This is a genomic window from Vibrio sp. Vb0598 (assembly GCF_033338935.1).
GTDB classification, from domain to species: Bacteria; Pseudomonadota; Gammaproteobacteria; order Enterobacterales; family Vibrionaceae; genus Vibrio; species Vibrio alginolyticus.
The window spans coordinates 23657-49058 of record NZ_JAWOTP010000012.1 but is presented as its reverse complement, the minus strand read 5'-3'; the positions used below and the strand labels follow the sequence as shown (position 1 = coordinate 49058).

Here is a 25402-nt window from a genome sequence, read left to right as displayed (position 1 = left end):
TCTCTGCGCGCTTTACTTCGGTAAAGCGCGCAAGATCATTAAAAAGCATGGCTCAATTCAGTATCATTAAAGATTTTTCTATTAGCTCCTGTTGGAGCTTATTGTTGTTAGTCGTCTGCTCTATTTGGTTGTAATAATGATTCATGTTGCTCTAGTTGATGATCACGTCATCGTGCGTTCAGGTTTCGCACAATTATTAAATTTAGAAAGTGATATTACCGTTGTTGGTGAATTCGGCTCTGTCGCCGAAGCGCGAAAAGGGTTGCCTGCGGTACACCCACACGTCGTCATCCTAGATATCTCCATGCCAGATGAAAGCGGCTTAAACTTTCTCAGCGAAATACCAACTGGCATTGCCTGCGTGATGCTTAGCGTGCATGACTCCCCTGCGATGGTGGAAAAATCACTAAAGCTAGGTGCAAAAGGCTATCTTAGTAAACGCTGTAGCCCAGACGAACTTATTCAAGCCGTGAGAACCAGTGCTTCTGGCGGCTGTTACCTCACATCAGATATTGCACTTAAACTTGCAACGCCTAGCGACAACACCACCTCTCTATGCCAACTGACAAAACGTGAAAACGAGGTATGTCAGCTACTTGCCACTGGGTTGGATGTAAAGTCTGTCGCGGCAGAGCTTGGCTTGAGCCACAAGACTGTGCATGTTCATCGTGCGAATGCCATCGACAAACTCGGCGTGAAAAACAACGTTGAGCTCGCCAAACTATTTTCTCAAGAGTCCTTTTAATGCGAGCTTATGCTGTTACCACCATTTGCGGACTTTTTGTTATGGCCTGCGCCTGGTTCTGTTTGTGGGTGATCGCCTACTACTTTGTCAATGATCCCGAGCTGGCGATCTTATTGTTTCCTTTCGCTTTACGATTAGGTGTCGCCCTTCACACTCGCACCGCTTATTGGCCGACGATTTACCTTTCGGAGTGGGGACTTTCCATCGCACTTGCGATGTTACTGGGTCAACCGCAGTGGCTTACCGTGCTGATTGCGAGCATTGCCAGTATCCCGGTCACTCTGATTGCGAAAAAATACTACTACGGAGACCAAAACCGCCATTTAGCCGTGATGGGCATTGTGATCATCATTACCGCCTTCATCAACGTAATGGCGGTCGGATTTCACGTGCCTTCTGTTTACATGGTATGGCTGGCTAGCATTTCTGGAGGCTTGCTCGTGGTGCCTATGTGCTACCTGTTGTGGAGCTATTTGTTCCAAAGTCGTTGGTCTCCGCTTAGCTCTCTCCTACTTAGTAATGCCGTTGTATTTCAGGTACGTCATATCGTGCTTTATGCGCTGCTTTTGATCGGCAGTATTTTGGTGCAAACCAGCTTGCCTGAAGAGCTAAAACGATTTGCGCCATTTTGTATGGCGATTCCAATCATCGTGCTTGCTCTGCGTTACGGCTGGCAAGGTGCTCTGCTCGCCACCATGCTCAACAGCATAGCGCTGATTGCGGCTCGTAGCGGCGTATCGAATCTAGAAATCACCGATTTGTTATTATCTCTCTCGGCGCAAACCATTACTGGCATTATGCTCGGTTTAGGGGTTCAGAAACAAAAAGACCTCAATCACAAACTGCGCGGTGAACTTGCGCGCAATCAGAATTTGTCTCGCCAGCTTATCAAAGCTGAAGAGTCCGTAAGACGCGATATTGCGCGCGAACTGCATGACGAAATAGGACAGAACATCACGGCAATCCGCACACAAGCCAACATCATTAAACGAGTGAACAACGCAGAAACACGCGTGGGTTGCGCGGACATGATCGAAGGGCTTTCCCTCAACGTGTACGACACCACTAAGCGACTGTTAAGCAAGCTAAGACCAAAAATGCTGGATGATTTGGACTTAAAAGAATCCGTCGAGCAACTGACGCGAGAGATGGAATTCGCCAATCACGGAACAACTGTTCAACTGAACTGGCAAGGCGATTACACCAGCCTGAGTGACACACTCAAAGTCACCCTATTCCGTTTATGCCAAGAGTCATTAAATAACGCTGCCAAGTACGCAGAAGCGCAGTTGATCAATATTGAACTGACAATTGGAGAAGCTGCGGTGTCACTGATGATTCACGATGATGGTGTCGGATTCAAAGTTCAGGACAGCATGAAAGGCATGGGCGTTCGCGGCATGCAAGAACGTGTGCACGCGTTAGGTGGAAAAATGGTTATCTACTCCACCAGCGATCAAGTGATCGGCACACAAATCAGCATTACTTTACCTAAGGTGTAACTCAAGATGTTTGGATTTTTACGTTCACCTAAATTTACTCAACCGAGCCTGAGCAACGAGCAAATCGACCAGCGTTACCACCATTGGCGTTTGCACATTATGTTGGGGATGTACATCGGCTACGCAGGTTTCTACTTTACCCGTAAGACCTTTAACTACGCCGCACCAGCGATGATTACCGATCTTGGCTTAGATAAAGGCGATTTGGGTCTTATCGGTACACTTTTCTACATTACTTACGGCTGTTCGAAGTTTATTTCTGGCACGATTTCGGATCGCTCTAACCCTCGTTATTTCATGGGATTAGGATTGATTGCGACAGGTCTGGTCAATATCGCGTTCGGTTTTTCTAGCTCACTCGCGGCTTTCATTACTCTGTGGATCTTAAACGCCTGGTTCCAAGGCTGGGGCTGGCCTTCATGCTCCAAGCTGTTAACCACTTGGTATTCACGTTCCGAGCGTGGCTTCTTATGGGCGATTTGGAACACCGCACACAACGTTGGTGGCGCGCTGATCCCTATTTTGGTGGGCTATTTAACATTGCACTACAGCTGGCGTGAAGGCTTTATTCTACCCGGCATCATCGGGGTATTACTCGGTCTATTCGTTTGTTGGCGATTGCGCGACAAACCCACAACAATGGGCTTACCAAGTGTCGGACAATGGCGCAACGACGCACTAGAACTTGCGCAAGAAAATTACGGACGTGGCCTCACCTACCGCGAAATTCTGAAATCGTACGTATTTAACAACAAATACATCTGGCTGCTCGCGTTCAGTTATGTGTTGGTTTACATCGTCCGAACCGCAATCAATGACTGGGGAAACCTGTACTTGACCGAGCAGCATCACTATAGCCTGATTAACGCCAACGCTGCTCTGTCGATGTTTGAAATCGGTGGTTTTGTTGGTTCATTGGTTGCGGGTTGGGGCTCAGACAAACTCTTTGGCGGTAACCGTGGGCCAATGAACTTGCTGTTCGCTATTGGGATTTTCTTATCTGTCTCCGCGCTTTGGCTGATGCCTCTGACCAACTTTGCATTCCAAGCGGCGGGATTGTTCTCCATCGGCTTCTTTGTCTTTGGGCCACAAATGCTGATCGGTATGGCGGCGGCGGAGTGCTCTCACAAAGATTCTGCCGGCGCGGCAACAGGATTCGTGGGCTTGTTCGCCTACATGGGCGCAGCATTGTCTGGCTATCCACTGGCGTTAATTCTTGAAGAATATCATTGGACGGGTTTCTTCATCACCATTTCAGTTTGTGCAGCCGTCATTGGCCTTTTGTTGTTGCCATTTTTGCAAGCGCAACCATCACGAAAACCACTCGAACCAAAACCTCGGTTGTAAATCGACTTATCGCCCTTCGGGCAAATTGGCGAGTGACCTAACCGAGCTCGCCATCCTTATTTAACGTATCTCTGCTCAATTTTTCTTCCGATTCAGTTCGGAGGGTTAACTATGGGAAAAATTCATGAATTTGAACACTATTTCATCGCATAGCTTCTTTCAAATGAACAACAAAATCCAAAACTACGCTTGGGGAAGCACCTCTTCTATTCACGATTTGTTTGGCTTTTCTAACGAAACGAATGAGCCTCAAGCAGAAGTATGGATGGGTACTCACCCAAACGGCTGCTCTGAAGTTCAGATTGAGCAAAACACGCTGCCTTTGTCTGAACTGATCAAACAAAACCAACCCGCTTACTTATCAGCAGAAACCGCAGCGAAATTTGGCGACCTGCCCTTTCTGTTTAAGATCTTAGCGGCCGAACATGCACTGTCGATTCAAGTTCACCCAAGCAAACAAGATGCCGAAATAGGCTTCGAAAAAGAACAAAGTGCCGGGATCCCACTAAACGCAAGCCATCGTAACTACAAGGATCCAAACCATAAACCTGAGTTGGTGTACGCGCTGACAAGTTACCAAGCCATGAACGGTTTTCGTTCGTATGACGAGATTATTGAGGCATTTGGCCTTTGCGATATCAATGAGCTACGCACACCGCTAGATGCATTCAAACGCGAAATCAACTCACAAGGTTTACGCGATTTCTTTGTGCACATTCTGACCATGGAAGGCGAAACAAAAGAGCGTGCACTGAAACAGCTTCTTGCCCAAGCTTCAGACCAATCAGAGCAAGGTACTAACAACGACGTTTTCCAGCTCATCTTGGATCTATCCACTCAATACCCTGGCGATGTCGGCTTGTTTGCGCCATTACTGTTGAATGTCATCACGCTGCAACCTGGCGAAGCCATGTTCCTGAGCGCAAGAACGCCACACGCTTACATTAAAGGTACGGGATTAGAGATCATGGCGAACTCAGATAACGTTTTGCGTGCAGGACTCACGCAGAAACATATGGATGTTGAAGAACTGGTTAAATGCACAGACTTTGTGCCTAAGCCGTTTCACAGCCTTGTCCTAAAACCCAATGCCAATGGTTGCCAGAGCCTTTACCCCGTTCCAGTGGCAGACTTTAGTTTCAGCATTCTTAACCAACCGAACAATGAAGTGGTTGATGCCAATAGCGCAGAGATTTTGATGGCGATTGATGCCGACCTGACACTCATCAGTGATAACGGTGAGACGTTAACTGCCTCGAAAGGACAATCTGTATTTGTTCCTGCTTACGTTGGTCATTACCGTATTCAAAGTGCGGGACGTGTGGCTCGCGCCTTCAACTAGTTTTTGAATAACTGATTCAAACTAACGTCTGACCCAAGGGACTGGGTTAGACAATTTATTCCTTTCATAGATTGAACCATTCCGCTTTTAAGGCACTCATGCTTACACCTTGTCGAATCCAAACACCTACAGGCCAGTTTCTCTAAGAGGCATAACCTCCCGGATCTGCCATTTACTGCAACATTCATTGTCAAAACCCATTTATGTCCGGTAAATTCGTCGCTCCAATATCAAATCACTTGGATAATAAAGGCGCTTGCACAGTGGTATTTGTTGCAAAACGTATAATCAACGTTGTAATCAAAGCCTCAATCACTACAATCTCTGGTTCGATTTTTCAGTTAACGTTTGTATGCCGAAGTTAAACCAAGATAACCCTGTTCAAAGCTCCGCCCTTTCCGATATCGAAACCAGCAGTAAGATTCAATCGGCATTAGAACCGAAGTTTCACAAGCCAGAGAAACGTCTCTGCTTAAGCCCTGGCCTGTCGGATAAGCATTTGGCGCGCCGTTGGCAAGTATTGGAACACGTGACCAATAAAGATCATCTCCTTGATCCTTTCACGCAGTCACATTGCGATGCTTACTCCAACAACATCGAGCACTTCATTGGTACTGTTAATGTGCCGGTCGGCATTGCAGGCCCTTTGCGCGTCAACGGCTTGTATGCGAACGATGACTTTTTGGTTCCGCTCGCAACGACAGAAGCCGCGTTAGTCGCTTCCTACAACCGTGGCGCAAATCTTATTACCGCCGCTGGTGGCGCGAGCGCATTGTTGCTGAGTGAAGGGGTGAGCCGAACGCCAGTGTTCGCCTTTAATAACCTTGCCGACGCTGGCCAGTTCGTCAGTTGGGTTGTGACCCAGTTTGACGCATTTCGTCAAATTGCGGAATCCACCACCTCACATGGCAAACTCAAAGACATCAATGTAAATATCGAAGGAAACCATGTTTATTTGGTCTTTGAATACGTGACTGGTGACGCTTCCGGACAAAACATGGTGACCATCGCAACAAACGAAGTGTTCCATCATATTTTGGCGACCAGCCCAATCAAACCAACTCAAGCATTCTTGGATGGCAACTTATCAGGCGACAAAAAACCAAACGCGCACACACTGCGCTCGGTACGCGGTAAGAAAGTATCCGCCGAAGTGACCATTCCTGCTGAGTTGGTGGAAAAATATCTGCATACGACGCCGGAGTCTATGGTTCAATTTGGCAAAATGACCACGGTGGGTGGTTTACTCAGCGGGACAATTGGCGTCAACGCGCATTACGCAAATGCCCTTGCCGCGCTGTACATTGCTTGTGGTCAAGATGCAGCTTGTGTTGCAGAGTCTGCCATTGGAATCACTCGTATGGATGTAGACGCTCAAGGCAACTTGTACGCGTGCGTGACCTTGCCAAACATCATGGTGGGGACGGTTGGTGGTGGTACTGGCCTTCCAACGCAAAAAGCATGTTTGGATATTTTGGGTTTGCACGGCAACGGCAATGCGAAAGCGTTAGCCGAAGTCGCAGCTGCGCTTTGTCTGGCTGGCGAACTCTCGATCGTGGGCGCATTTTGTGCCGATCACTTTTCTCGTGCTCACCATAAGCTTGCCCGAAAATAACCTTTGTTGCTTTGTACAAGAGAACATCCGTGTGGTTTTCTCTTGTGCAAACCAATGGACTTTATTTATTGGCTCAATAATTTCTTGAAACTAACTTAAGCCTTAACAAACATACCAATCTCTTGTTAACAGTACTTTAGCTGTCCCCCTTCTATATCCATTGCGATATCTCTGCTTGTTACTCTTCATTGGCCATATTTAATATCAGTATCTTAGAAAAAATAGCATCAAAAACTTCTAGCACTATAGTACCAAATTCATCGTTTGAGTTTTTTGTTCACCACTTATAGCTACTATACTCGCCTATGCAGCTGCTTGATTTTCATAAATTTACTAAACAGCTCAAAAGAGCTTAATAACTCCCGTTAAATGGACTTAAATCGTTACTTCGGGTAAGCGAGTTAACTATGAGACGTCAGAAGCTAAATAAAATCTCTGCTTGGGTACTAGGATTGGCTATCTTATTGCTGAGCCATGTGCCTAATGTATCAGCACAAATACAGCAATCCCCATCCGATCAAACCGTTGCGCGTTTTCTCTATCAAACCTCTTTTGGACCAACTCCTGCGTTAATTAATGAGGTTAGGGAAAACGGGTTAGAGGACTGGATACAGAAACAAATCAACCTGCCAGCAACCTACCATCAACCACTTTATCAAACGCCTTTTTCTAAAGGCCTACAGTCAAACCGAGAAAATGCTTGGTATCAGATTGTTGTTACTGCTGAAGATCAGCTCAGACAGCGAACGGCTTATGCATTGAGTCAGATCGTAGTCGTTTCTCGTTATGGCGGCGTTCTTTCCAGCAAACCTACAGGGTTAGTGAATTACTACGATCTGTTGGTTGAGCATGCGTTTGGCAACTACCGAGACCTGTTGTATGACGTTTCCATCCATCCAGTCATGGGGAGCTATTTGTCTATGCTCGGTAGTGCAAAAGAAAATAGTGCGACAGGAACGCTTCCCGATGAGAACTTTGCTCGAGAGTTAATGCAGTTATTCACTATCGGTTTGTATGAACTCAATTTAGATGGCAGTAAAAAGCTAAACCACGAAACAGGCAAACCTATCCCCACGTACAATCAAACTGATATTCAAGAGCTCGCGCGAGCATTAACTGGATGGAAAAATTCCGACATCGCATTCGTGAAACCGATGCGAGTAATCAGTCAGCGACACGACACCGGCGAGAAGCGATTTCTAGGGAACGTGATCCCATCGGGTCTAACCGCACAAGAAGAGCTTTCAAAAGTGATTGATATGTTGATGTCTCACCCAAATGTTGCTCCATTTGTTTCAAAGTTACTTATCCAACGTTTGGTCAGTTCAAATCCAAGCCCAGAGTACGTCGCGCGTGTTGCTACGATATTTAACAACAATGGGGAAGGAGAAAAAGGCGATCTAACCGCCGTTGTTCGAGCCATATTGCTCGACCCTGAAGCATTAGGGATGACGGATACCCCGCCTATAAAAGTGAAAGAACCGATACTGGTCCTGACTAATTTTCATCGAGCATCAGGTTTTACGATTAAAGGATCACGTTACGAAGACGCAACAACGATGATGAACATCGCTAATCAAGGGCCGCTTCGTTCTCCTTCCGTGTTTAATTTTTACTCTCCAGACTATCAGCCGTCTAACGAGTTTACGGAGTCTGGTATTAACTCGCCAGAGTATGAACTTCTCAATTGGTCTGTTTATACCGATTTGGTCAACTATATGTTAACCAGCACTCGTAGAGGAGGTGGTGATTCCTACCACTTCGATCTTAACGAGTTTTATCTTCTTCTGGACGATCACCGTGCCTTAGTCGAATTGGTTAACGAGCGTTTCTTTGCTGGAACGGCTTCTGCTGAATTGAAAGAGCTCATGCTCACCGCCCTGAATGATTATCGTGGGGACTATGTGCCAACAACAAAACTCGCTCTAGTGATATTTACCGCCATTTCTGGCGACGAATTCTATATTCAGGATTAGGAGTGAATTATGGATATTTCACGACGACATTTTATACAAAGCACGCTATCGATGGGCGCACTAGCCTCTCTTAGTCTGCCAGGTTACTCTCTCGCAGCGCCATCCAATGACTTTCGAGCATTAATATGTGTGTATTTAGCAGGCGGAAACGATGCATTCAACACCATACTGCCATTATCGGAGGCGCACTATCGTCAATATTCCAAAGTCAGAGGGCCACTCTCTGTCGCCAAAGAAGACATACTCCCTATCAATTTAAGTGCTGTCGATAGCTCAAATCACCCAGTGAAGCTCGGCTTACACCCAAAGTTAAATGCGTTAACTTCCGTTTTCGAACAAGGCGATGCCAGCATCGTGCTCAATAGTGGCATTCTCAACCATCCCGTCACCAAACAAGCTATTGAGCAAGGTGAAGCATCACTTCCCGAGCAACTGTTTTCTCATAATTCTCAAACAGACGCTTGGTTACTTGGTGGAATGAGCGAGTCTAAAAATCTTGGTTGGGCTGGCAGAATGTTGGATGTATTAAACTCTGAATCAGAAATAACACCGCTATACAGTGTGCATGGCAACTCGCTTTGGTTACGGGCAATGGAACACCGCCAAACCGTCCTGAAAAAAGATCGCGCAGTTCAGCTTACCGCGATTGATAACCCGCTATACAAGGGGATCTATGATCGCCTTCTCTCTCATCAAACTGACAATCCATTTAATGGTCATTTTAATTTGATGGTTGATGAGTCGATGGTAATGAGTAGTGTACTGAGCGAGCAACTCAACCACATTGCTGACGAGCCGCTGTTTACGTCATCGACGCTCGGCAAGCAGATGCAAACCGTGTACAAATTGATAGCAAGCCAAGATGTCCTGAAGCAGCAACGACAAGTCTTTTTCGTTAAACACTCTGGGTATGACCTGCACGATTCGCAATTGGCACGTCATCCAGTGTTACTTGAGGATCTCGCAACAAACCTTTTAGCAATGTATCGTGCGGTCGAACGGTTAGGGCTAAACAAGCAAGTCACCTCTTTCACTATGTCTGACTTCGGTCGACGGATGATGAGCAACGGAGATGGTACCGATCATGGCTGGGGTGGCCATCAACTATTAATTGGAGGCGCGGTAAATGGGAAACAACCTATCGGTACATGGCCGGAACTCATACTGGGCGGAAACGATGATTACTCTCAAGGCCGACTCATACCCAAAATTGCCGCTGATCAAGTTGGTTCAACACTAGCACAGTGGATGGGCGTGAGTGATAACGCTGCACTGGAATACGTGTTCCCGAACATCCGTAATTTTACTCATTCAAACCTGGGTTTTATGTCGTAAGATATTTTACAGGTAGCTGTAGAACACATCATCAAATAAGGGAGCCTCGCGCTCCCTTACTCATCTTATGTTTGCAAAGTGTCCGTTACACCTCGTCGCGACGGCGTTCGTTACACAGCTTAATGGCACGCTCAAGTAATTCTAACGCGGATTGCTCACATTCAGGCAGAACCGCATCACTTTCGCCAATTGGCGTTACGCGGTCACCCCATTTCAATACTGCCGCACCCCATGTCAAACCTGCACCAAATGCAGCAAGAAGCATATTATCACCTGGGTTAACTCGACCTTGCTCTACCGCTTCACACAATGCAATTGGCACCGTCGCAGCTGAAGTATTGCCATAGTTTTGAATGTTAACAAACGCTTTGTCGTGTGGAATTCCAGACAGGTCACACAAGGTTTGAATAATACGAATATTCGCTTGATGCGGAATCACAACATCGATTTGTTCCGTCGTTAACTGTGATGCTTTCAGTACGGTTTTCGCAGCTAGCCCCATGCCTTTTACTGCACGTTTGAAAATTTCTTGTCCTACAAAGTTGAAATCCCAGTAACCGTTGTCTTCCGCAAAGCGATCCATACAAGTACCAAACTTTGGTACGGACAGAATATCGCGGCCTTTTGCGTCACAACCGATTTGAGACTGTAGTAAACCCGTTTCTTTTTCCGTTCTTGATAACACAACGGCGCCCGCACCATCACCAAATAGAACAGCGGTATCTCGCATTGCCCAATCGATGTAGAAAGACAATCTTTCCGCACCAATAATGATCGCGTTACGATAGTTACCTGATTGAATCAAACGTGTGCCCGTTTCTAGGCCATAGACAAATCCCGTACATGCGGCATTTAAGTCAAAGGCAGCGGCTGCACGAATACCTAGGTTCTGCTGTACCTTAGACGCGATATTTGGAATCAATGAATCTGGTGAACAAGTCGCCACAATGATTAAATCCACGTCTGTTGCATCGACGCCTGCTCGAGCTAATGCATGTTTAGCAGCAACGGTCGCCATGTCTGACGTGTTTACATGACTAATACGGCGGTTTTCGATACCAGTGCGGGTACGAATCCACTCATCGGAAGTATCGAGGAAAGTGCTAAGATCATCGTTAGAGAGCACGGCTGGCGGAACACATTTCCCCCAACCTGTAATTTCAGCGTAGTAATTTGTCATCGCAGACCTATTTATTGTTGTATTTTAATAAAATTTCTTAGAACCTTAGGCTCAAATACAAACCTGCGCTGCGTTATTTCGGCAGGTTAAAAAATAAGTATACAAATAATGAGGCTGACTGGTAAGTCATGTTTTCATCAATACGTAATAAAGGAAGAAGTCATGTCATCGTTTAAAACTCGCTGCCCTTCGTGCGGCGGTCTAAATCGTGTCCCTAATGAGCGCGTTGCCGAATCTGCAACTTGCGGTAAATGTAAAAGTGCACTTTTAGACGGCTCACCTATCGAAGGTACACAAGATAACTTTTCTGCTCTATTACAAAGTGATATGCCTGTTGTAGTAGATTTTTGGGCCCCATGGTGCAACCCGTGCGTTGGTTTTGCTCCTGTTTTCTCTGATGTTGCTCATGAGCAAGCCGGAACGGCTCGTTTTGTTAAGATTGATACCGAAGCTCAACAACAACTTGCGACGCAATTTGGTATTCGCAGTATTCCTACCATTATGGTTTTCAAGAATGGTCAACGCGTTGATATGATCAATGGTGCGTTACCTAAAACTCAATTCGATCAATGGTTAAATCAAGCACTTACTAAATAATCTTCCACGCCAACCTTGTTTGTAGGTTGGCGTTTTTATGCAACTTATCAACCTATCTAGTTAACAAATATTATTTATCGAAACGACTTAAATTTATCATTTTACTTGCCTAACTATTAGCCTCATATTCGCGCCGAATAACCCTTAGATTTCATTTAACTTATAGGCGCAAAACAGTGGAAAACACAGTCGTTCCTGCAGCATCACCACGAGTTACAGTTCCAGTCGTCGCACTGTCTCTTTATGCGGTGGCTTCGGGCTATTTAATGAGCTTGATCCCTCTCATGCTCGGTGAATACAACATCTCAGCAGATTACGCGAGTTGGTTGGCGAGTGTGTTTTATGGCGGCTTATTAACCGGTGCTATTTTTATTGAACGTATCGTACGTCAAGTTGGTCACCGTAACGCGTTTATTGGTTGCTTGGCCGTATTTTCGCTAACTATCGTCACACTGCCCGTGTTTGCTAACGGATTGATGTGGCTTGCCGCTCGCTTTATTGCGGGTATCGCGGTTGCTGGTGTTTTTGTCATTGTTGAGTCTTGGCTAATGTCTGGAGACGAAGCATCGCGTGCGAAACGTTTGAGCTTGTACATGCTATCGCTTTATGGTGGTTCAGCATTAGGCCAGTTTGGTATTGGCGTGCTTGGCGTAAGTGGCGGCGTTCCGTTTATTGCGATCACGACGTTGATCCTAATGGCGATGCTGGTGCTAATGTTCATTGAGTGTGAGCAGCCAAACAGCCATGAATCAACCGCTTTATCATTTAAGCAAATTGCCAAACTAAACCATGCAGCAATTATTGGTTGTGTTGTTTCAGGTTTGACCTTAGGCGCGATCTACGGATTAATGCCAGTTGAGTTAACTAACCGTAAAATTAGCCATCAAGACATTGGTACATTGATGGCGCTAGTGATTCTAGGTGGCATGCTAGTTCAACCAATGGTGACTGCGTTAAACAAATATATGAGCCGCACAGTGCTAATGGCGTTTTTCTGTATTTTGGGTATTTTTTCGATCGGTATGACCTTTATTTCCTCGTCAGCCGTGGTATTGGCTGCTGCATTATTCTTTTTAGGTGCAGCTACTTTTGCCTTGTACCCGATTGCAATCAACTTAGGTTGCGAAGGACTTGATGAACGCTTTATTGTCTCTGCGACACAAGTCATGCTGTTTAGCTACAGCATCGGCTCTGTTGCTGGTCCTGTTGTCGCTGATAAATTCATGGGCCAAGAACACGGCTTGCTAGGCTACTTGTTTGCCGCTTTGGTTGCGACTGGCGTATACATGCTACTTGCTGCGAGCAAAACCAAGCAGCGTATGGCCGCTGGCCTCTAACCACGCCGCTTCTACTCAACGAAAACGAGGGCATGTCGCCCTCGTTTTTTTATTCTTCGCATTTTTGTTTAGATAAACGCTTGTGACGGTTTGACGCGTTCGCTGCAGGCTTTTCCGGTACCATGCGCTTTTCATGAAGCAAATGACGAACCGCCAAGATGGGATGTTTCAGTAACATTCTGGGGCCAGAGTAACGCATGACCAAACGCATTTGTTCTTTCGGCTCTGGTTTGTAGCAGTGAATCGGACATTTATTACACGTCGGTTTATTCTCTCCATAAGGACAGCGGTCGAGGCGCACTTCTGCGTATTCAAGCAGCTCACGACATTCTGAGCATAAGTCACGTTTTGTTCCATGATGGTCATGACAGTAAACCTCTACCATGGCTTTTACTGTCTTAAATTCAGTGGCGAGTTTGCCAAGTAAAATATCGCTCATGCGCTATCCAAAAATCACAACATCATTGTGTAAAGTTCTAACGTGCGGCCATTATCATATTGCTGCTCAACTCGTTCAAACTCAAAGCCCAGTTTTTTGAGCAAACTTATACTACGAATATTGTCATTGTTGGTGATGGCAACCAAATTATCGAGTTTCATTTCCTCTCTAGCGTATTCCAGCACTGCGGTTGCAGACTCCGTTCCGTAGCCGTAGCCATAAGCGGAAGGTAAAAATCCATATCCGAGATCATAGTGTTGTAATGTGTCACGTTTAACCAACCCACAAATCCCGATGGGTTGCCCATCTTCTTTCTTCTCTACAACGAGTAAACTCACGCCTTTAATTTGTTGCATGCGTAGCATGTTTTCTTTTATGTAACGCGCCGCTTCATATTCGGTACGAATTTGTTTGTCTCCGACAAAACGGTAGAAGTCTGGGTGGTTATAAAGTTCTAGTATAAATGGTGCATCATCTACACTCACAAGACGCAGTATCAAACGTTCGGTGTACAGTGTTTTCATTTGGGCTCCATTAAAACTCGATAGATGATTGGACATAGGAACGTACTTGAATTTTGCGACCGATACCGGCGCTTATTTAGTTGTAACTTGATAAAAAAGTAACTATCCTGCCTCGCTAAATTAAAGGACCACCACCATGAACCGCAAGAAGAAAATCAATCAGATCTTGAAAGCGAAGCAGAAGAAGCATAACGCTAAGCTACATAAGAGCAATAAGCCGCGTTATATCTCCAAAGCTGAACGCGCGAAAATGGAAGCTGAAGAGCAAAACCAAGCTTCAGAACACACGGAAAACGTTGTAGACACAGCGCAGACAGATCAAGCCTAAAAGAAAAGCCGCTTCAAGCGGCTTTTTTGATATTCGGAGATAGTTAGCTTTAGTATTCGACACTGTAGTTCAGTGTGAATGTGCGACCTCTTCCTTTGTAGTCGTACGCTGCTGCATCGTAGTGTGCTGCATAAAGAATCTGCGCACGTTGTCCCCAAGCGGTTGTGTAGTCTTCGTCAAATAGGTTTTGAATACCAAAACCTAACTGCCCGATAGGTAGTGTTACGTTACCAAGAAGATCAAACGTAGTGTATCCATCTAGTTTATTGTTTGCGTCATCTTCGTAATCAAACATCGTCTGGCTTTGTAGACGTAGTGAATAGCCATCCTGATAGTAAGCCGCCCACGCGTTCGCTTTTGATGTACTTGCTTTACCCGCGCTTAGATCTTCCCACTTACCGTTGGTTTTCAGCTCAGAAACCACATAGTGACCTGATGCACCTAACAAAATATCACGGTTTACCCAGTAGTTAATGTTTGCTTCGGCACCGTATACACGTTGCTCGTCATCAACATTGGTGATTAGGAGCGTCTTCTTGTCATACTTGATTGAGTTATCCGACACCGAGTAGTAACCCGCCGCTTGCAGTGCGACAGTATCCGTATCTAATCGGTAACCAATTTCATAGCTGTCCGTTTTGATGCCCGACATTTTTGAGTCAGATACGTTAATGCTATTGTTCAACGCGTAGTGACCATTTGCATCCGCGGCATCGTAGCTACCTTGGCCGTAGTACTTTGCAGGATCAGCGAGTTCGAAACCTTGAGAGAAGTTCGCCCAAAGCTGAGATTCATCGTTAAGCTGATAAATGGTGCCCAAATTAAATAAGCTCACTGAGTAGTCAGTGCTGCCACCTGGTACCGCATCCGCTGATACACCATTACCCGATGCGATCTTCTTTTGTATACTATAGGCAACAAAATCATCAATCTTATTGTCCATGTATTGGTAGCGGTAGCCTGCTTGTACTGACCAATCTTGATTGATTTGGTAATCCCCTTGGACAAACATTGCGTAAGACGCCACATCAACATCTGGGTAACGCCCCACTTCGGCATAGGTTCGATTAATTAAGTTCCCAGAGCTGTTCGCAATGGTTGGATCGAACAGAGCCTGGTTACTTTCAAAACGGTCTAAGTACGCATCGACACCATAAACAAGTTTGAATGACTCCCAGCTTTTAGCTAACGCTAAGCGCCCAGCAAAAACTTCTGTTTTTTGTTGAGAGGCACTTTGGTAATAAGGAGTAAAGGTTTGGTCTTCACTACGGTAAGATAACTCGCCTATCAGTTGATGACCGAATACGCTGTCGTGAGCGTAGTTCGCACTTAAGAGAACTCGCTCTGTACCATGTTCACGGTCGGAATCGAACCCCTCTCGTACATCAAAAAATTTATTGTTAACAATGTACAAACCGTATGGCGAATCTTGCTGGCTGTCATAGTATTGTGCGACAAGGTTTAACTTGCTGGCATCGGAGATTTGAATCTCGGTCGATCCCATAACATCGAGCGTTGAATTATACTGCAAAGAGCCCTGTGAAATGTCTGGGGTGACAATGTCGCCATTTGCGTCAAATGCACCTTGTGTCTCGGTGTACACAACCGAACCTCTAGCGGTAATTCGCTCATTACCACCCGAGATAGACTGAGCGAGTTTGTAATCAAAGTCATCGCTGCTATTAAAACCTGTAGTGCCACTCACGTAGGATTCAAACGACAAGTCATCCGAGTACGCTTTCTTGGTGATAATGTTAATAACACCACCAGTAGCGCCTGCCCCATAAATGGAGGTTGCACCAGATAGTACTTCAATTCGCTCGATGTTGAATGGGTCTATTGCGTCTAACTGACGACTAATCGGGCGAGAAGACTGTAACGAGACACCATCAATCATTACCAACATTGCTCTACCGCGAAGGTTCTGACCATAGTTAGTTCGACCACCGGTGCCGACGTCTAAAGAAGGGATGGTTGCAGAAAGAATATCACCCAGTGTCTTGCCCGCACGATATTGCTGAGCAATCTCTTCTTGGCCAACAAACCAAACCGTTCCTGGAATATCGGAGATCGATTTCGGCATCACACTGCCTACAACAACCAATTGCTCATCGCTCGGAGTCGATGTTTGTTGAAGATTTTCTGCTGCTATTGAGCTAACTGCGTATCCACTGCTCATCGCAAGTACGATGAGATTGAAAGAAAACGTCCTTTTCATCATTGTATTTATCTTTTTGTTGTCAACAAGAGCATGCAATGATACTTATTCTCACTCTCAAATCGAGCACTGTTACACAAGTTAAATAAATGTTAATTAAGAACCTTCTTGCTCATAAGCTGTCGATTTTCCTCTAAACGAGGACAATCTGCACAAAGCTTTCTGCCTTCACACTTATAGACTAAACAACAACTTTTTCTTACTAACTTTAGCGGCTGATCAGATTCCGTCTCATGAAGTGAGCGGCTATTATCAACATCCAAACCCATTGCGCTTAGCCACAAGACCGCATGCTCCTGAAGTGTCGAGTTAGTCATTTGCGGAAAGCGCTGTTGGAGACGAATTAAACAAGCCATGATTCCGTCCGACATCAATTGATGGGTGAAGCCAGGACGAATGCGTGTCCATTGACTCATCTCTTGTTGATAGAAGTCGAACAGTTCTCGGATTTGACGCCCCGCCTCTTTTATCAACGCTTCTGGCTCGCCATGTATATACGCTTCGTCGGCGAATCGGTACCCAGAAACAAAACAAGGTTTGAGGTGCTGCGCTATCTCGCGAATGTTTGGCAACGTGTGGTAACCGTAAATAGAGATGAATGCGACATAAACTGGCTGCCAACAAAGTAAATCCCACGTTCTTGTCAACCAATATGCTTTTCCCGCTTCCGGATGAGCCTCCGAGATTTGCTGGTAAAGGCCTTGGATGATCGGGTTGATATCATTCTCGATATGGATAGCTTCTTGCCCTATCTCGCCGATATCACCGTGTAGGTAAGGTGTAATCTCACTCGAAGTTTGAAACAGTTGCGGGAAAAATTGCTCAGACATGATGGCTTATTGTTGGTGTAGTCATTCTGACACCTTTATACCCAAGCACCAATCGCAATGCAAACTATTATCCTTTGCGTTTTCATAACAAAGAAGCACTCTTAGGGTTAGTTATGACTGTATTTCCGCATTCTGTGAAACTGTAAGGTCTGGTTACGTATGCGATGAATAGCAACAAACTCTTAAACCTCTTCGCATTTAACTCTCACATGATCGCAAAAATACACAGCATAAAAACACCCTGATAAAACTGTGTTAACAGTTCCCCTGTGTAGCGTGAGTTATTGCCAATAATTGAATATTGCTGTTTCTTATCCAGCGGATTGTGAACAACATGAAGTATTTTCTTTCTGAATATCGAGACAATACAAAGAGGTAATTTGGCTATGTAGCCCTCTGTTTTGAATAAGGAAATCCACATGTTGTATCTTGAGTTTCTATTTTTGCTCGTGATGCTGTATATCGGCTCACGTTATGGTGGTATAGGCCTTGGGGTCGTATCCGGAATTGGCTTGGTGATTGAAGTCTTCATCTTTAAGATGCCGCCAACCTCTCCTCCTGTCACCGTCATGTTGATCATTTTAGCGGTGGTAACATGTGCTTCCATTCTTGAAGCCGCTGGCGGTTTGAAATACATGCTGCAAGTTGCCGAGCGTGTGCTTCGTAAGAACCCAAAACGCGTCACCCTTATTGCTCCATTCGTGACTTACTTTATGACCTTCCTACTTGGTACAGGTCACGCGGTTTACTCTATCATGCCAATCATTGGCGACGTTGCACTTAAAAACGGCATTCGTCCTGAGCGTCCTATGGCTGCCGCTTCTGTCGCCTCTCAAATCGCAATCACGGCATCACCAATTTCAGCGGCCGTAGTTTACTACTTGGCGCAACTCTCTGATATTCAACACGAGATCACTCTGCTCTCAATTCTGCTCGTTACTGTACCTGCAACCTTATTCGGTACGTTGTTGATGTCACTTTACAGCCTAAAGCGTGGTAAAGAACTAGACGACGATGAAGAATACCAAGAGCGTTTGAAAGATCCTGTGTGGAGAGAAAAAATCCTCAACACAACTGCAACGTCTCTTGATGAAGTACTACCAACAAGTGCTCGTAACTCTGTATTGCTGTTCATTGCTTCTATCTTGGTTATCGTCGTTATCGCAATGTGGCCAGACATTCGTACCATCGTAGATGGCTCGAAGCCAATCAGCATGGCAGTTGTGATTCAAATGATGATGCTCTGCTTCGGCGGTATCATTTTGCTTGCGACCAAAACTGACCCGCGCGACGTACCAAATGGGGTGGTATTTAAATCTGGTATGGTGGCGGCGATTGCTATCTTCGGTATTGCATGGATGTCAGATACCTACTTCCAGTACGCTATGCCTCAATTTAAATCTGGCATCGTAGAGATGGTAACCAACTATCCTTGGACATTCGCGCTTGCGTTATTCATTGTGTCGGTTGTGGTGAACTCTCAAGCTGCAACGGCTCGCATGATGTTGCCTGTTGGTCTCGGCTTAGGTTTGGAACCTGCGCTGCTTATCGGCTTGATGCCAGCGGTATACGGCTACTTCTTTATTCCAAACTACCCTTCAGATATCGCGACTGTGAACTTCGATACCTCGGGCACAACTAAGATTGGTAAGTGGTACTTCAACCACTCATTTATGTCTGTGGGCTTAATCGGCGTGATTGGTGCGTGTTGCTTGGGTTACTTGCTAGGGCAAATGATCATTCCTTCGTAACTAGCCAAATCAAGGATAAATTAGAGGCGAGTCATTGTACGTTTCGTACAGCCTGAGTGACTCGCCTTTCTTTATTGCACTATTCACTACAGCAAGAAATCGTCATCAATCGCGACAAAATTGTCGGCACAATCAATCAGAGTTTGAGATGTAAGTTTAGGTACACCATAAACGGTCACCGTTTTATTGAAGCGCTGCTGAATTCTCTCTACTAGCAGACTAAAGTCTCCATCTCCCGAAACTAGAATCACTTCCTCAACTTCGGGAGCAATTTCAATTGCATCGAGAGTAATACCCACATCCCAATCGCCTTTCGAGCTGCCATCACGACGCTGGATGTAGGGTTTAAGCATCACCTCAAATCCAACACCGCGTAAAATGTGATGAAACTGACGTTGTTTTGGATCGTTACTCGCGATGGCATAAGCACGAGCACTTACCACCTCTTTCCCTTGTGTGGCGACATACCAAAACTGGTTGTAATCAAAATTGCTTCGATACGCTTCGCGACAGGTGTAATACACATTCTGTACATCAACCAAAATGGCGATTTTTTGTTTGCTTTCCGAACTCATCTATTTCTACGCTCAATTTATTTGCTGCCTACCCTATGCCAGTTTTGGAAAAAGCACAATGAGCCAATTCCACTAAACTTAACGTATAAAAAGTTATTTGGGTTTCTAGGGGAACTGTCATGGGCGGAAAGTTACTAGTGATACTGCTTTCTTGTATCTTGTCATCGACAGCATTTGGTTATCCAGCGCACTCCAAATACTGGCCACATAGAAGTGTGCTCTACTTTGCGCCGGAAAATGATGAATACGTCAAACAATTCTTGCTAGAAACACTTATGAATGAGTGTGAGTTGGAAGACAGAGATGTAGTCACACTGGTCATTACAGAACAAGGTTATACCTTTCCTGCTTGGCTTAAAGAAGAGTTCGACCTAAAAATGCTAGCTCGTCTTTATGCGGTCGAAAAAGGCTCTCATACTGCTATTTTGCTTGGTAAAGATGGTCTAGAAAAGCACCGTTGGGGCGCAGAAACAGACTGGCCGTTTATCAACAACCTCATTGATCAAATGCCTATGCGTAAGCAAGAAATGCAGAGGCAACAAAGCCCCTGTAAAATATAGTCACTTCTGGGCAGTATTACTTTGCGAACCAATCCAACTTGTTGTGAAGTTGAGTCACGCTGCCAACCACAATCAATGCTGGACTCACGGCTTGCTCTGCCATGATCGATAGCTCGTTCAACTTTCCTTGGAACACGCGCTGCTCTGGGCGCGTACCGTTTTCAATAATGGCGCATGATATCTCAGGATCTAACCCATGTGTGATCAGCTTATCCATAATATGGCCGCTTTGCTTCAAACCCATGTAGAATACAAGCGTGTTATTAGACTGAGCTAGTGAATGCCACTCAATTTCACGACCATCTTTTTGTACATGACCAGTGATAAATTGAACACTTTGAGCATGGTCACGGTGCGTTAATGGAATACCAGCATAAGCCGTTGCACCCGCTGCTGCTGTGATACCCGGAACCACTTCGTATTTGATACCAAATTCCGCTAGCTCTTCTAGCTCTTCACCACCACGGCCAAAGATAAATGAGTCCCCACCTTTTAGGCGCACAACGCGTTTACCTTCTTGCGCTTTCTGCACCAAGATTTGGTTGATTTGATCTTGAGGTACACAGTGAAAATCGAGCTTTTTCCCAACATAAATCATCTCTGCTGATGCATGGGCCAACTCAAGAATCTCTTTTGATACCAATCGGTCGTACACAACAACTTCAGCCGCTTGAATGGCTTTTAAGCCTTTTACTGTGAGTAAATCAGGATCACCAGGACCTGCACCAACAAGAGAAACAAAGCCGCTGTTTAAAGATGAGTTAACAGTTGTCATATCAACGCCTATCGAAAAATTTAGATATAAAGAGTAACACTCGCGTTATGCACTTAGGGCTAAAACCACTCTAAGGAGTTATTACTTTTTATAGCTAAATCAATAAAATATGTCGCGAAAGTGAAAGTTAAAAATTGAAATCTAGTTAGAGAATAGTCCCGCCCATCCAGAAGCGGGACCATATTAAGCGAATTACCCGTTAATGGTTATTTAGCCATTGCAGGTTGCGCTTTTACTTCTTCTTCAGCATTGATAGAAGGCGCAGTTTTAGCGTGAGTTAGGTACAGTGGAATACAAGTCATTACTAGACCACCAACAATGTTACCTAGGATGGTTGGGATAAGGTTGAAGTTCAACCAAGTCGCGATACCAAAATCCGCACCTAGAATCATACCTAGTGGGAATAGGAACATGTTTACTACTGTGTGCTCGAATACTAGAGCGAAGAAGATGAAGATTGGGAACCACATCATTGCTACGCGACCAGATACTGAACGTGCTGTCATGTTGCCGATAACGCCTAGACATACCATTAGGTTACAGAAGATGCCGCGTACGAAACACGTGATCCATCCGTCCATACCCATGTTTTCAAAACCAAGGCTACGCGCGGTAGAAACAGCCACAAATTTCTTCGCTACTGCATTCAGTTCTAGAGAGAAGTTACCTGTTAGAGAGATAGCCACTAGGTAAGCAACGATCAGAGAACCGATAAGGTTACCCAAGCCTACAAGACCCCAACAACGGAAGATACGACCCCAAGTGATGCCCGGACGGTTAGCAAACTTAGCCAGAGGCGCTAGACCAAAAACACCGGTTACTAGGTCATACCCCATCACACTTAGAATTACGAAACCAACGGGGAAAACAAGTGCTCCTACAAGACCGATACCCGTTTGTACAATCGCGGTAATAGCAACCACCACCGCAAGCGAAAGAATAACGCCAGCCATCGTACCGCGAAGCAGAAGGTCTCGCGTGCTTGTATTAGTTTTCGCTTCACCAACATTGATCATGGTTTGCACGAATTCTGCAGGCTTAAAATCAGTAGACATGAATGTGTCCTTATCCAAAATTGAAAGTTAAAAAGTTAAAGATTGAATAGAGAAAGGCTTCCCGTTGACACCTGAACGCTATCTACAACACCTCGCTTCCCTGTTCCCCTGAGATGATGCTTGGAAAGCCTTTGTCTATTGAATCTAGGTTTCAGTTCATTCCCTCCCCCTAAGAGGAGGGAATGAAAACCAAGCTTACGCAGAGATTTCTACTTCGCCGTTGGTTACACGCGTTTTGTACGCTTTCACGCTAAAACGTTCGTCTTCCATGCACGCACCTGTTGTCAGGTTAAAGCGCTGCTTCTTAAGTGGGCTTGCCACCCAAAGCTCGCCTTGGTGCTCACAGATCAAACCGCGAGAAAGCACGTTTGATTGGAAGAACGGGTCTGTGTTGCTGATCGCCAGCACTTCTTCTGCTTGTGTTGGGCGAAATACCGCAACTTGCTGACCATTAACCAAAGCACAAACACCCGTGCCCGGTACGATGTCGCTGATTTGGCAAATCTTTTCAAATGACATAATCAAACTTCCCTTATGCTTCAGTGATCGCTACGTGTAGGATGTCGCCTTTCGCTTCAGGGTGTTTTTCCGTGAAGGTTGCTGGGCGGTGCTGTTCGCGCTCTTGTACAAACACGACGTTTTCATCGCGCTTGTCAGAGTTGATGAAGTGCGCGAAACGAGTCAGTTGTGATTCGTCGTTGATGGTCGCAGTCCACTCACACTCGTACTCGTCTACAAGCTTCGCTACGTCAGCTTCTAGTTGAGTGTTGATGCCAAGTTTGTCGTTAACAATCACTTCGCGTAGGTAGTCAACGCCACCTTCCATGTTTTCCATCCAAACTGATGTGCGTTGTAGTGGCGCAGCAGTACGGATGTAGAACATCATGAAGCGGTCGATGTACTTGATTAGCGTTTCTTTATCTAGGTCACTTGCAAGTAGGTCTGCGTGACGAGGTTTCATACCACCGTTACCACATACGTACATGTTCCAACCTGCGTCAGTCGCGATAATACCAAGGTCTTTACCTTGTGCTTCCGCACACTCACGAGTACAGCCAGAAACACCGAACTTCATCTTATGAGGTGTACGAATGCCTTTGTAACGGTTCTCGATGTAAGAACCCAGACCAACAGAGTCTTGAACGCCGTAACGACACCACGTTGAGCCAACACAGGTCTTCGCCATACGAAGTGCTTTTGCGTACGCTTGACCTGTTTCGAAACCAGCGTCGATAAGCTTGCGCCAGATCTCTGGAAGATCGTCTTTTTGAGCACCAAACAGACCAATACGTTGAGCACCGGTTACTTTGGTGTATAGGTTGTATTCTGCTGCAACGTTCGCTAACGCACCCAGTGCTTGAGGTGTTACTTCACCACCCGCCATACGTGGGATAACAGAGTAAGTACCGTCTTTTTGGATGTTACCTAGGAAGTTATCGTTCGTGTCGTGCAGCTTAACCAGTTGTGGCTTAAGAATGTGCTCACCCCAGCAAGAAGCCAAGATAGAACCAGCCAGTGGTTTACAAACTTCACAGCCGTAACCTTTACCGTATTTCTCTAGAAGCTCATCAAACGTTTTGATCTCTTCAATACGGATTAGGTGGAACAGCTCTTGGCGTGAGTATGCAAAGTGCTCACACACGTCGTTCTTCACTTCGATACCAGATTTAGCAAGCTCAGCATTTAGAACAGACGTCACTAGAGGAATACAACCACCACAGCCTGTACCTGCGCCAGTCACTGCTTTGATGTCAGCAAGCGTATGATTACCATCAGCAACCGCCTGTGCGATCTTGCCTTTTGTCACGTCGAAACAAGAACAGATCACTGCGCTTTCTGGTAGAGCATCTGCACCTAGTGCTGGTTTCTCAGCGCCTGCGTGTGCAGGAAGGATCAACGCATCTGGGTGTTCTGGTAGGTCGATTTCGTTCAACATAAGTTGAAGCAGGTCGCCGTAGTCAGACGTATCGCCAACCATAACCGCGCCAAGCAGTTTCTTGTTGTCTTTAGAAACGATAAGACGTTTGTAGACTTCTTGTTCTTCGTTCTGGTAAACGTAACTCTTACAACCTTCAGTACGACCGTTCGCGTCACCGATTGAACCTACTTTTACACCTAGAAGTTTCAGCTTCGCAGACATGTCAGCGCCTTCGAATTTGCTTTCTGTGTTACCTAGTAGGTGATCAACGGCAACTGTCGCCATCTTGTAGCCAGGAGCAACAAGGCCGTAGAACATTTCGTTCCAAGACGCACACTCACCAATCGCGTAGATGTTCTCATCAGAAGTCTGACAATGATCGTTGATAGCAACACCGCCACGAGGTGCCACTTCTAGCTCCATTTGGCGTGCTAGTTTGTCTTGTGGACGAATACCTGCAGAGAATACGATGAAGTCTGTTTCTAGTTCTGAACCGTCAGCAAAACGCATAACGTTGCGTGCGTTTGTGCCTTCTGGCGCAATCTCAAGCGTATTTTTGCTGGTGTGAACGTTCACGCCCATACGCTCGATCTTTTGACGAAGCTGGTTACCACCAGCCAGGTCAAGTTGCTCAGCCATTAGTTTTGGCGCGAACTCAACAACGTGCGTTTCTACACCCAGTGCTTTCAGTGCGCCTGCTGCTTCAAGGCCTAGCAGACCACCACCGACAACAACGCCTGATTTGCTCTTCTTCGCACACGCTTCGATCGCTTTAAGATCTTCGATAGTACGGTAAACAAAACAGTCTTTGCTTTCGTGACCTTTGATAGGTGGAACAAATGGGAATGAGCCAGTAGCAAGAATCAGCTTGTCGTATTGAACTTCACGGCCAGTGCTTGAGTAAACAATGCGGTTTTCACGGTTGATGTTAATCGCGCGTTCGCCGATCAGCATGTTAATACCGTGTTTCTCGTAGAAGCCTTCTTTTACTAAAGAAAGTTCATCTGCAGTATGGTGAGAAAAGTAAGAGGAAAGGTGCACACGGTCGTATGCGACACGAGGTTCTTCACAGAAAACCGTAATGTCCATATTAGACATATCAGCTTTCTCGACTAAGTCTTCAATATAACGGTGCCCTACCATACCGTTACCGATGACTACTAGCTTCAACTTGCTCATTATAATTCCTAAGGGTTAGGTTCTTATCACTGAGCTCATTGTTAATTGTGAAAGAAAATTAATACATGATGTAAATCAATTACAATTTCAAACTACCCTAAAGGGGTAGATGAACGTATTTATCTGACTATTGCGAAATAAAAAGTAATTTATTAACGGATATTGGTAGTTTTAACAAACTGAGATAACCGAAGCCATGCTAGCAACGGACTATACCGTTTTGCTTTTATGAAGTTAGGCTGACCATCGAAACCGAGCACACCTACGATAAATC

Annotated in this window: 22 protein-coding genes; 12 read left to right on the top strand and 10 right to left on the bottom strand. The window is 45.5% G+C overall.

The features are described from left to right. The first annotated feature begins 136 nt into the window (after window positions 1-136). The 7 genes from uhpA to R7Q38_RS13500 all read left to right on the top strand — a co-directional run bounded on the left by uhpA (window position 137) and on the right by R7Q38_RS13500 (window position 9862). Window positions 137-745, top strand: a complete 609-nt coding sequence (gene uhpA, locus R7Q38_RS13530) for a transcriptional regulator UhpA (protein ID WP_005376090.1) — start codon at window positions 137-139, stop codon at window positions 743-745. Next, a complete protein-coding gene (gene uhpB / locus R7Q38_RS13525) occupies window positions 745-2247 on the top strand; it encodes a signal transduction histidine-protein kinase/phosphatase UhpB (protein WP_239939138.1) in 1503 nt (500 codons plus the stop codon). Before uhpA ends, uhpB begins: the two co-directional genes overlap by 1 nt. A gap of 6 nt (window positions 2248-2253) precedes the next feature. Then, the gene (locus R7Q38_RS13520) at window positions 2254-3594 is read left to right on the top strand and encodes an MFS transporter (protein WP_005376086.1); all 1341 of its coding nucleotides are present in this window, start codon (window positions 2254-2256) and stop codon (window positions 3592-3594) included. Between the two features lie 124 nt (window positions 3595-3718). Further along, entirely contained in the window at window positions 3719-4936 is a 1218-nt protein-coding gene (gene manA / locus R7Q38_RS13515) for a mannose-6-phosphate isomerase, class I (protein ID WP_239939139.1), read from the top strand. A gap of 352 nt (window positions 4937-5288) precedes the next feature. Then, window positions 5289-6551: a hydroxymethylglutaryl-CoA reductase gene (locus R7Q38_RS13510; protein WP_047101062.1), complete on the top strand. Its 1263-nt coding sequence runs from the start codon at window positions 5289-5291 to the stop codon at window positions 6549-6551. Between the two features lie 407 nt (window positions 6552-6958). Further along, window positions 6959-8527 carry a DUF1800 family protein gene (locus R7Q38_RS13505; protein ID WP_054575966.1) on the top strand — a complete coding sequence of 523 codons (1569 nt, stop codon included), beginning with the start codon at window positions 6959-6961 and terminating at the stop codon, window positions 8525-8527. A gap of 9 nt (window positions 8528-8536) precedes the next feature. Continuing rightward, complete coding sequence (locus R7Q38_RS13500; protein WP_213867731.1) at window positions 8537-9862, top strand: DUF1501 domain-containing protein; 1326 nt, start codon at window positions 8537-8539, stop codon at window positions 9860-9862. Window positions 9863-9947: 85 nt separating this feature from the next. Here R7Q38_RS13500 and R7Q38_RS13495 read toward each other — a convergent pair whose 3' ends face one another. Then, window positions 9948-11042: a ketoacyl-ACP synthase III gene (locus tag R7Q38_RS13495; RefSeq protein ID WP_005387993.1), complete on the bottom strand. Its 1095-nt coding sequence runs from the start codon at window positions 11040-11042 to the stop codon at window positions 9948-9950. A gap of 162 nt (window positions 11043-11204) precedes the next feature. Here R7Q38_RS13495 and trxC point away from each other — a divergent pair, with 162 nt between their 5' ends. Both trxC and R7Q38_RS13485 read left to right on the top strand, forming a co-directional pair. Continuing rightward, window positions 11205-11639, top strand: coding sequence for a thioredoxin TrxC (gene trxC / locus R7Q38_RS13490; RefSeq protein WP_005387991.1), 435 nt, complete (start codon window positions 11205-11207; stop codon window positions 11637-11639). A gap of 176 nt (window positions 11640-11815) precedes the next feature. Then, window positions 11816-12976, top strand: coding sequence for an MFS transporter (locus R7Q38_RS13485; protein WP_033907039.1), 1161 nt, complete (start codon window positions 11816-11818; stop codon window positions 12974-12976). Window positions 12977-13025: 49 nt separating this feature from the next. Here the strand turns inward: R7Q38_RS13485 and R7Q38_RS13480 are convergent, their stop codons facing one another. Continuing rightward, a complete protein-coding gene (locus tag R7Q38_RS13480; protein WP_005387988.1) occupies window positions 13026-13415 on the bottom strand; it encodes a nitrous oxide-stimulated promoter family protein in 390 nt (129 codons plus the stop codon). Window positions 13416-13429: 14 nt separating this feature from the next. Continuing rightward, window positions 13430-13939 (bottom strand): GNAT family N-acetyltransferase, encoded by a 510-nt coding sequence (locus tag R7Q38_RS13475; RefSeq protein ID WP_005387984.1) that lies wholly within the window; start codon window positions 13937-13939, stop codon window positions 13430-13432. Window positions 13940-14075: 136 nt separating this feature from the next. On the opposite strand from R7Q38_RS13475, the gene R7Q38_RS13470 reads away from it, so the two are divergent. Further along, on the top strand, window positions 14076-14267 hold the full coding sequence (locus R7Q38_RS13470) for a DUF2986 domain-containing protein (RefSeq protein WP_005376066.1): 192 nt from the start codon (window positions 14076-14078) through the stop codon (window positions 14265-14267). A 49-nt stretch (window positions 14268-14316) separates the two neighbouring features. Here the strand turns inward: R7Q38_RS13470 and R7Q38_RS13465 are convergent, their stop codons facing one another. Together R7Q38_RS13465 and R7Q38_RS13460 are read right to left on the bottom strand one after the other, a co-directional pair. Next, window positions 14317-16488, bottom strand: coding sequence for a TonB-dependent receptor (locus R7Q38_RS13465; protein WP_318114253.1), 2172 nt, complete (start codon window positions 16486-16488; stop codon window positions 14317-14319). A gap of 89 nt (window positions 16489-16577) precedes the next feature. Then, window positions 16578-17315: a siderophore ferric iron reductase gene (locus R7Q38_RS13460; RefSeq protein WP_213987042.1), complete on the bottom strand. Its 738-nt coding sequence runs from the start codon at window positions 17313-17315 to the stop codon at window positions 16578-16580. A gap of 419 nt (window positions 17316-17734) precedes the next feature. On the opposite strand from R7Q38_RS13460, the gene R7Q38_RS13455 reads away from it, so the two are divergent. Then, entirely contained in the window at window positions 17735-19066 is a 1332-nt protein-coding gene (locus R7Q38_RS13455) for an anaerobic C4-dicarboxylate transporter (RefSeq protein ID WP_005376060.1), read from the top strand. A gap of 86 nt (window positions 19067-19152) precedes the next feature. On the opposite strand, the gene R7Q38_RS13450 is transcribed toward R7Q38_RS13455, so the two are convergent. Beyond that, a complete protein-coding gene (locus R7Q38_RS13450) occupies window positions 19153-19641 on the bottom strand; it encodes an NYN domain-containing protein (protein ID WP_005387978.1) in 489 nt (162 codons plus the stop codon). A 119-nt stretch (window positions 19642-19760) separates the two neighbouring features. On the opposite strand from R7Q38_RS13450, the gene R7Q38_RS13445 reads away from it, so the two are divergent. Further along, on the top strand, window positions 19761-20201 hold the full coding sequence (locus R7Q38_RS13445; protein ID WP_017820187.1) for a DUF4174 domain-containing protein: 441 nt from the start codon (window positions 19761-19763) through the stop codon (window positions 20199-20201). Between the two features lie 16 nt (window positions 20202-20217). On the opposite strand, the gene cobA is transcribed toward R7Q38_RS13445, so the two are convergent. The 4 genes from cobA to nirB form a co-directional block, all read right to left on the bottom strand. Continuing rightward, window positions 20218-20976: a uroporphyrinogen-III C-methyltransferase gene (gene cobA / locus R7Q38_RS13440; RefSeq protein WP_053349923.1), complete on the bottom strand. Its 759-nt coding sequence runs from the start codon at window positions 20974-20976 to the stop codon at window positions 20218-20220. 206 nt (window positions 20977-21182) lie between these two features. Next, on the bottom strand, window positions 21183-22031 hold the full coding sequence (locus tag R7Q38_RS13435) for a formate/nitrite transporter family protein (protein ID WP_005387971.1): 849 nt from the start codon (window positions 22029-22031) through the stop codon (window positions 21183-21185). A 195-nt stretch (window positions 22032-22226) separates the two neighbouring features. Continuing rightward, on the bottom strand, window positions 22227-22550 hold the full coding sequence (gene nirD / locus R7Q38_RS13430) for a nitrite reductase small subunit NirD (RefSeq protein WP_054575426.1): 324 nt from the start codon (window positions 22548-22550) through the stop codon (window positions 22227-22229). Window positions 22551-22563: 13 nt separating this feature from the next. Then, entirely contained in the window at window positions 22564-25128 is a 2565-nt protein-coding gene (gene nirB, locus R7Q38_RS13425) for a nitrite reductase large subunit NirB (RefSeq protein WP_318114252.1), read from the bottom strand. Window positions 25129-25402: the final 274 nt, after the last annotated feature.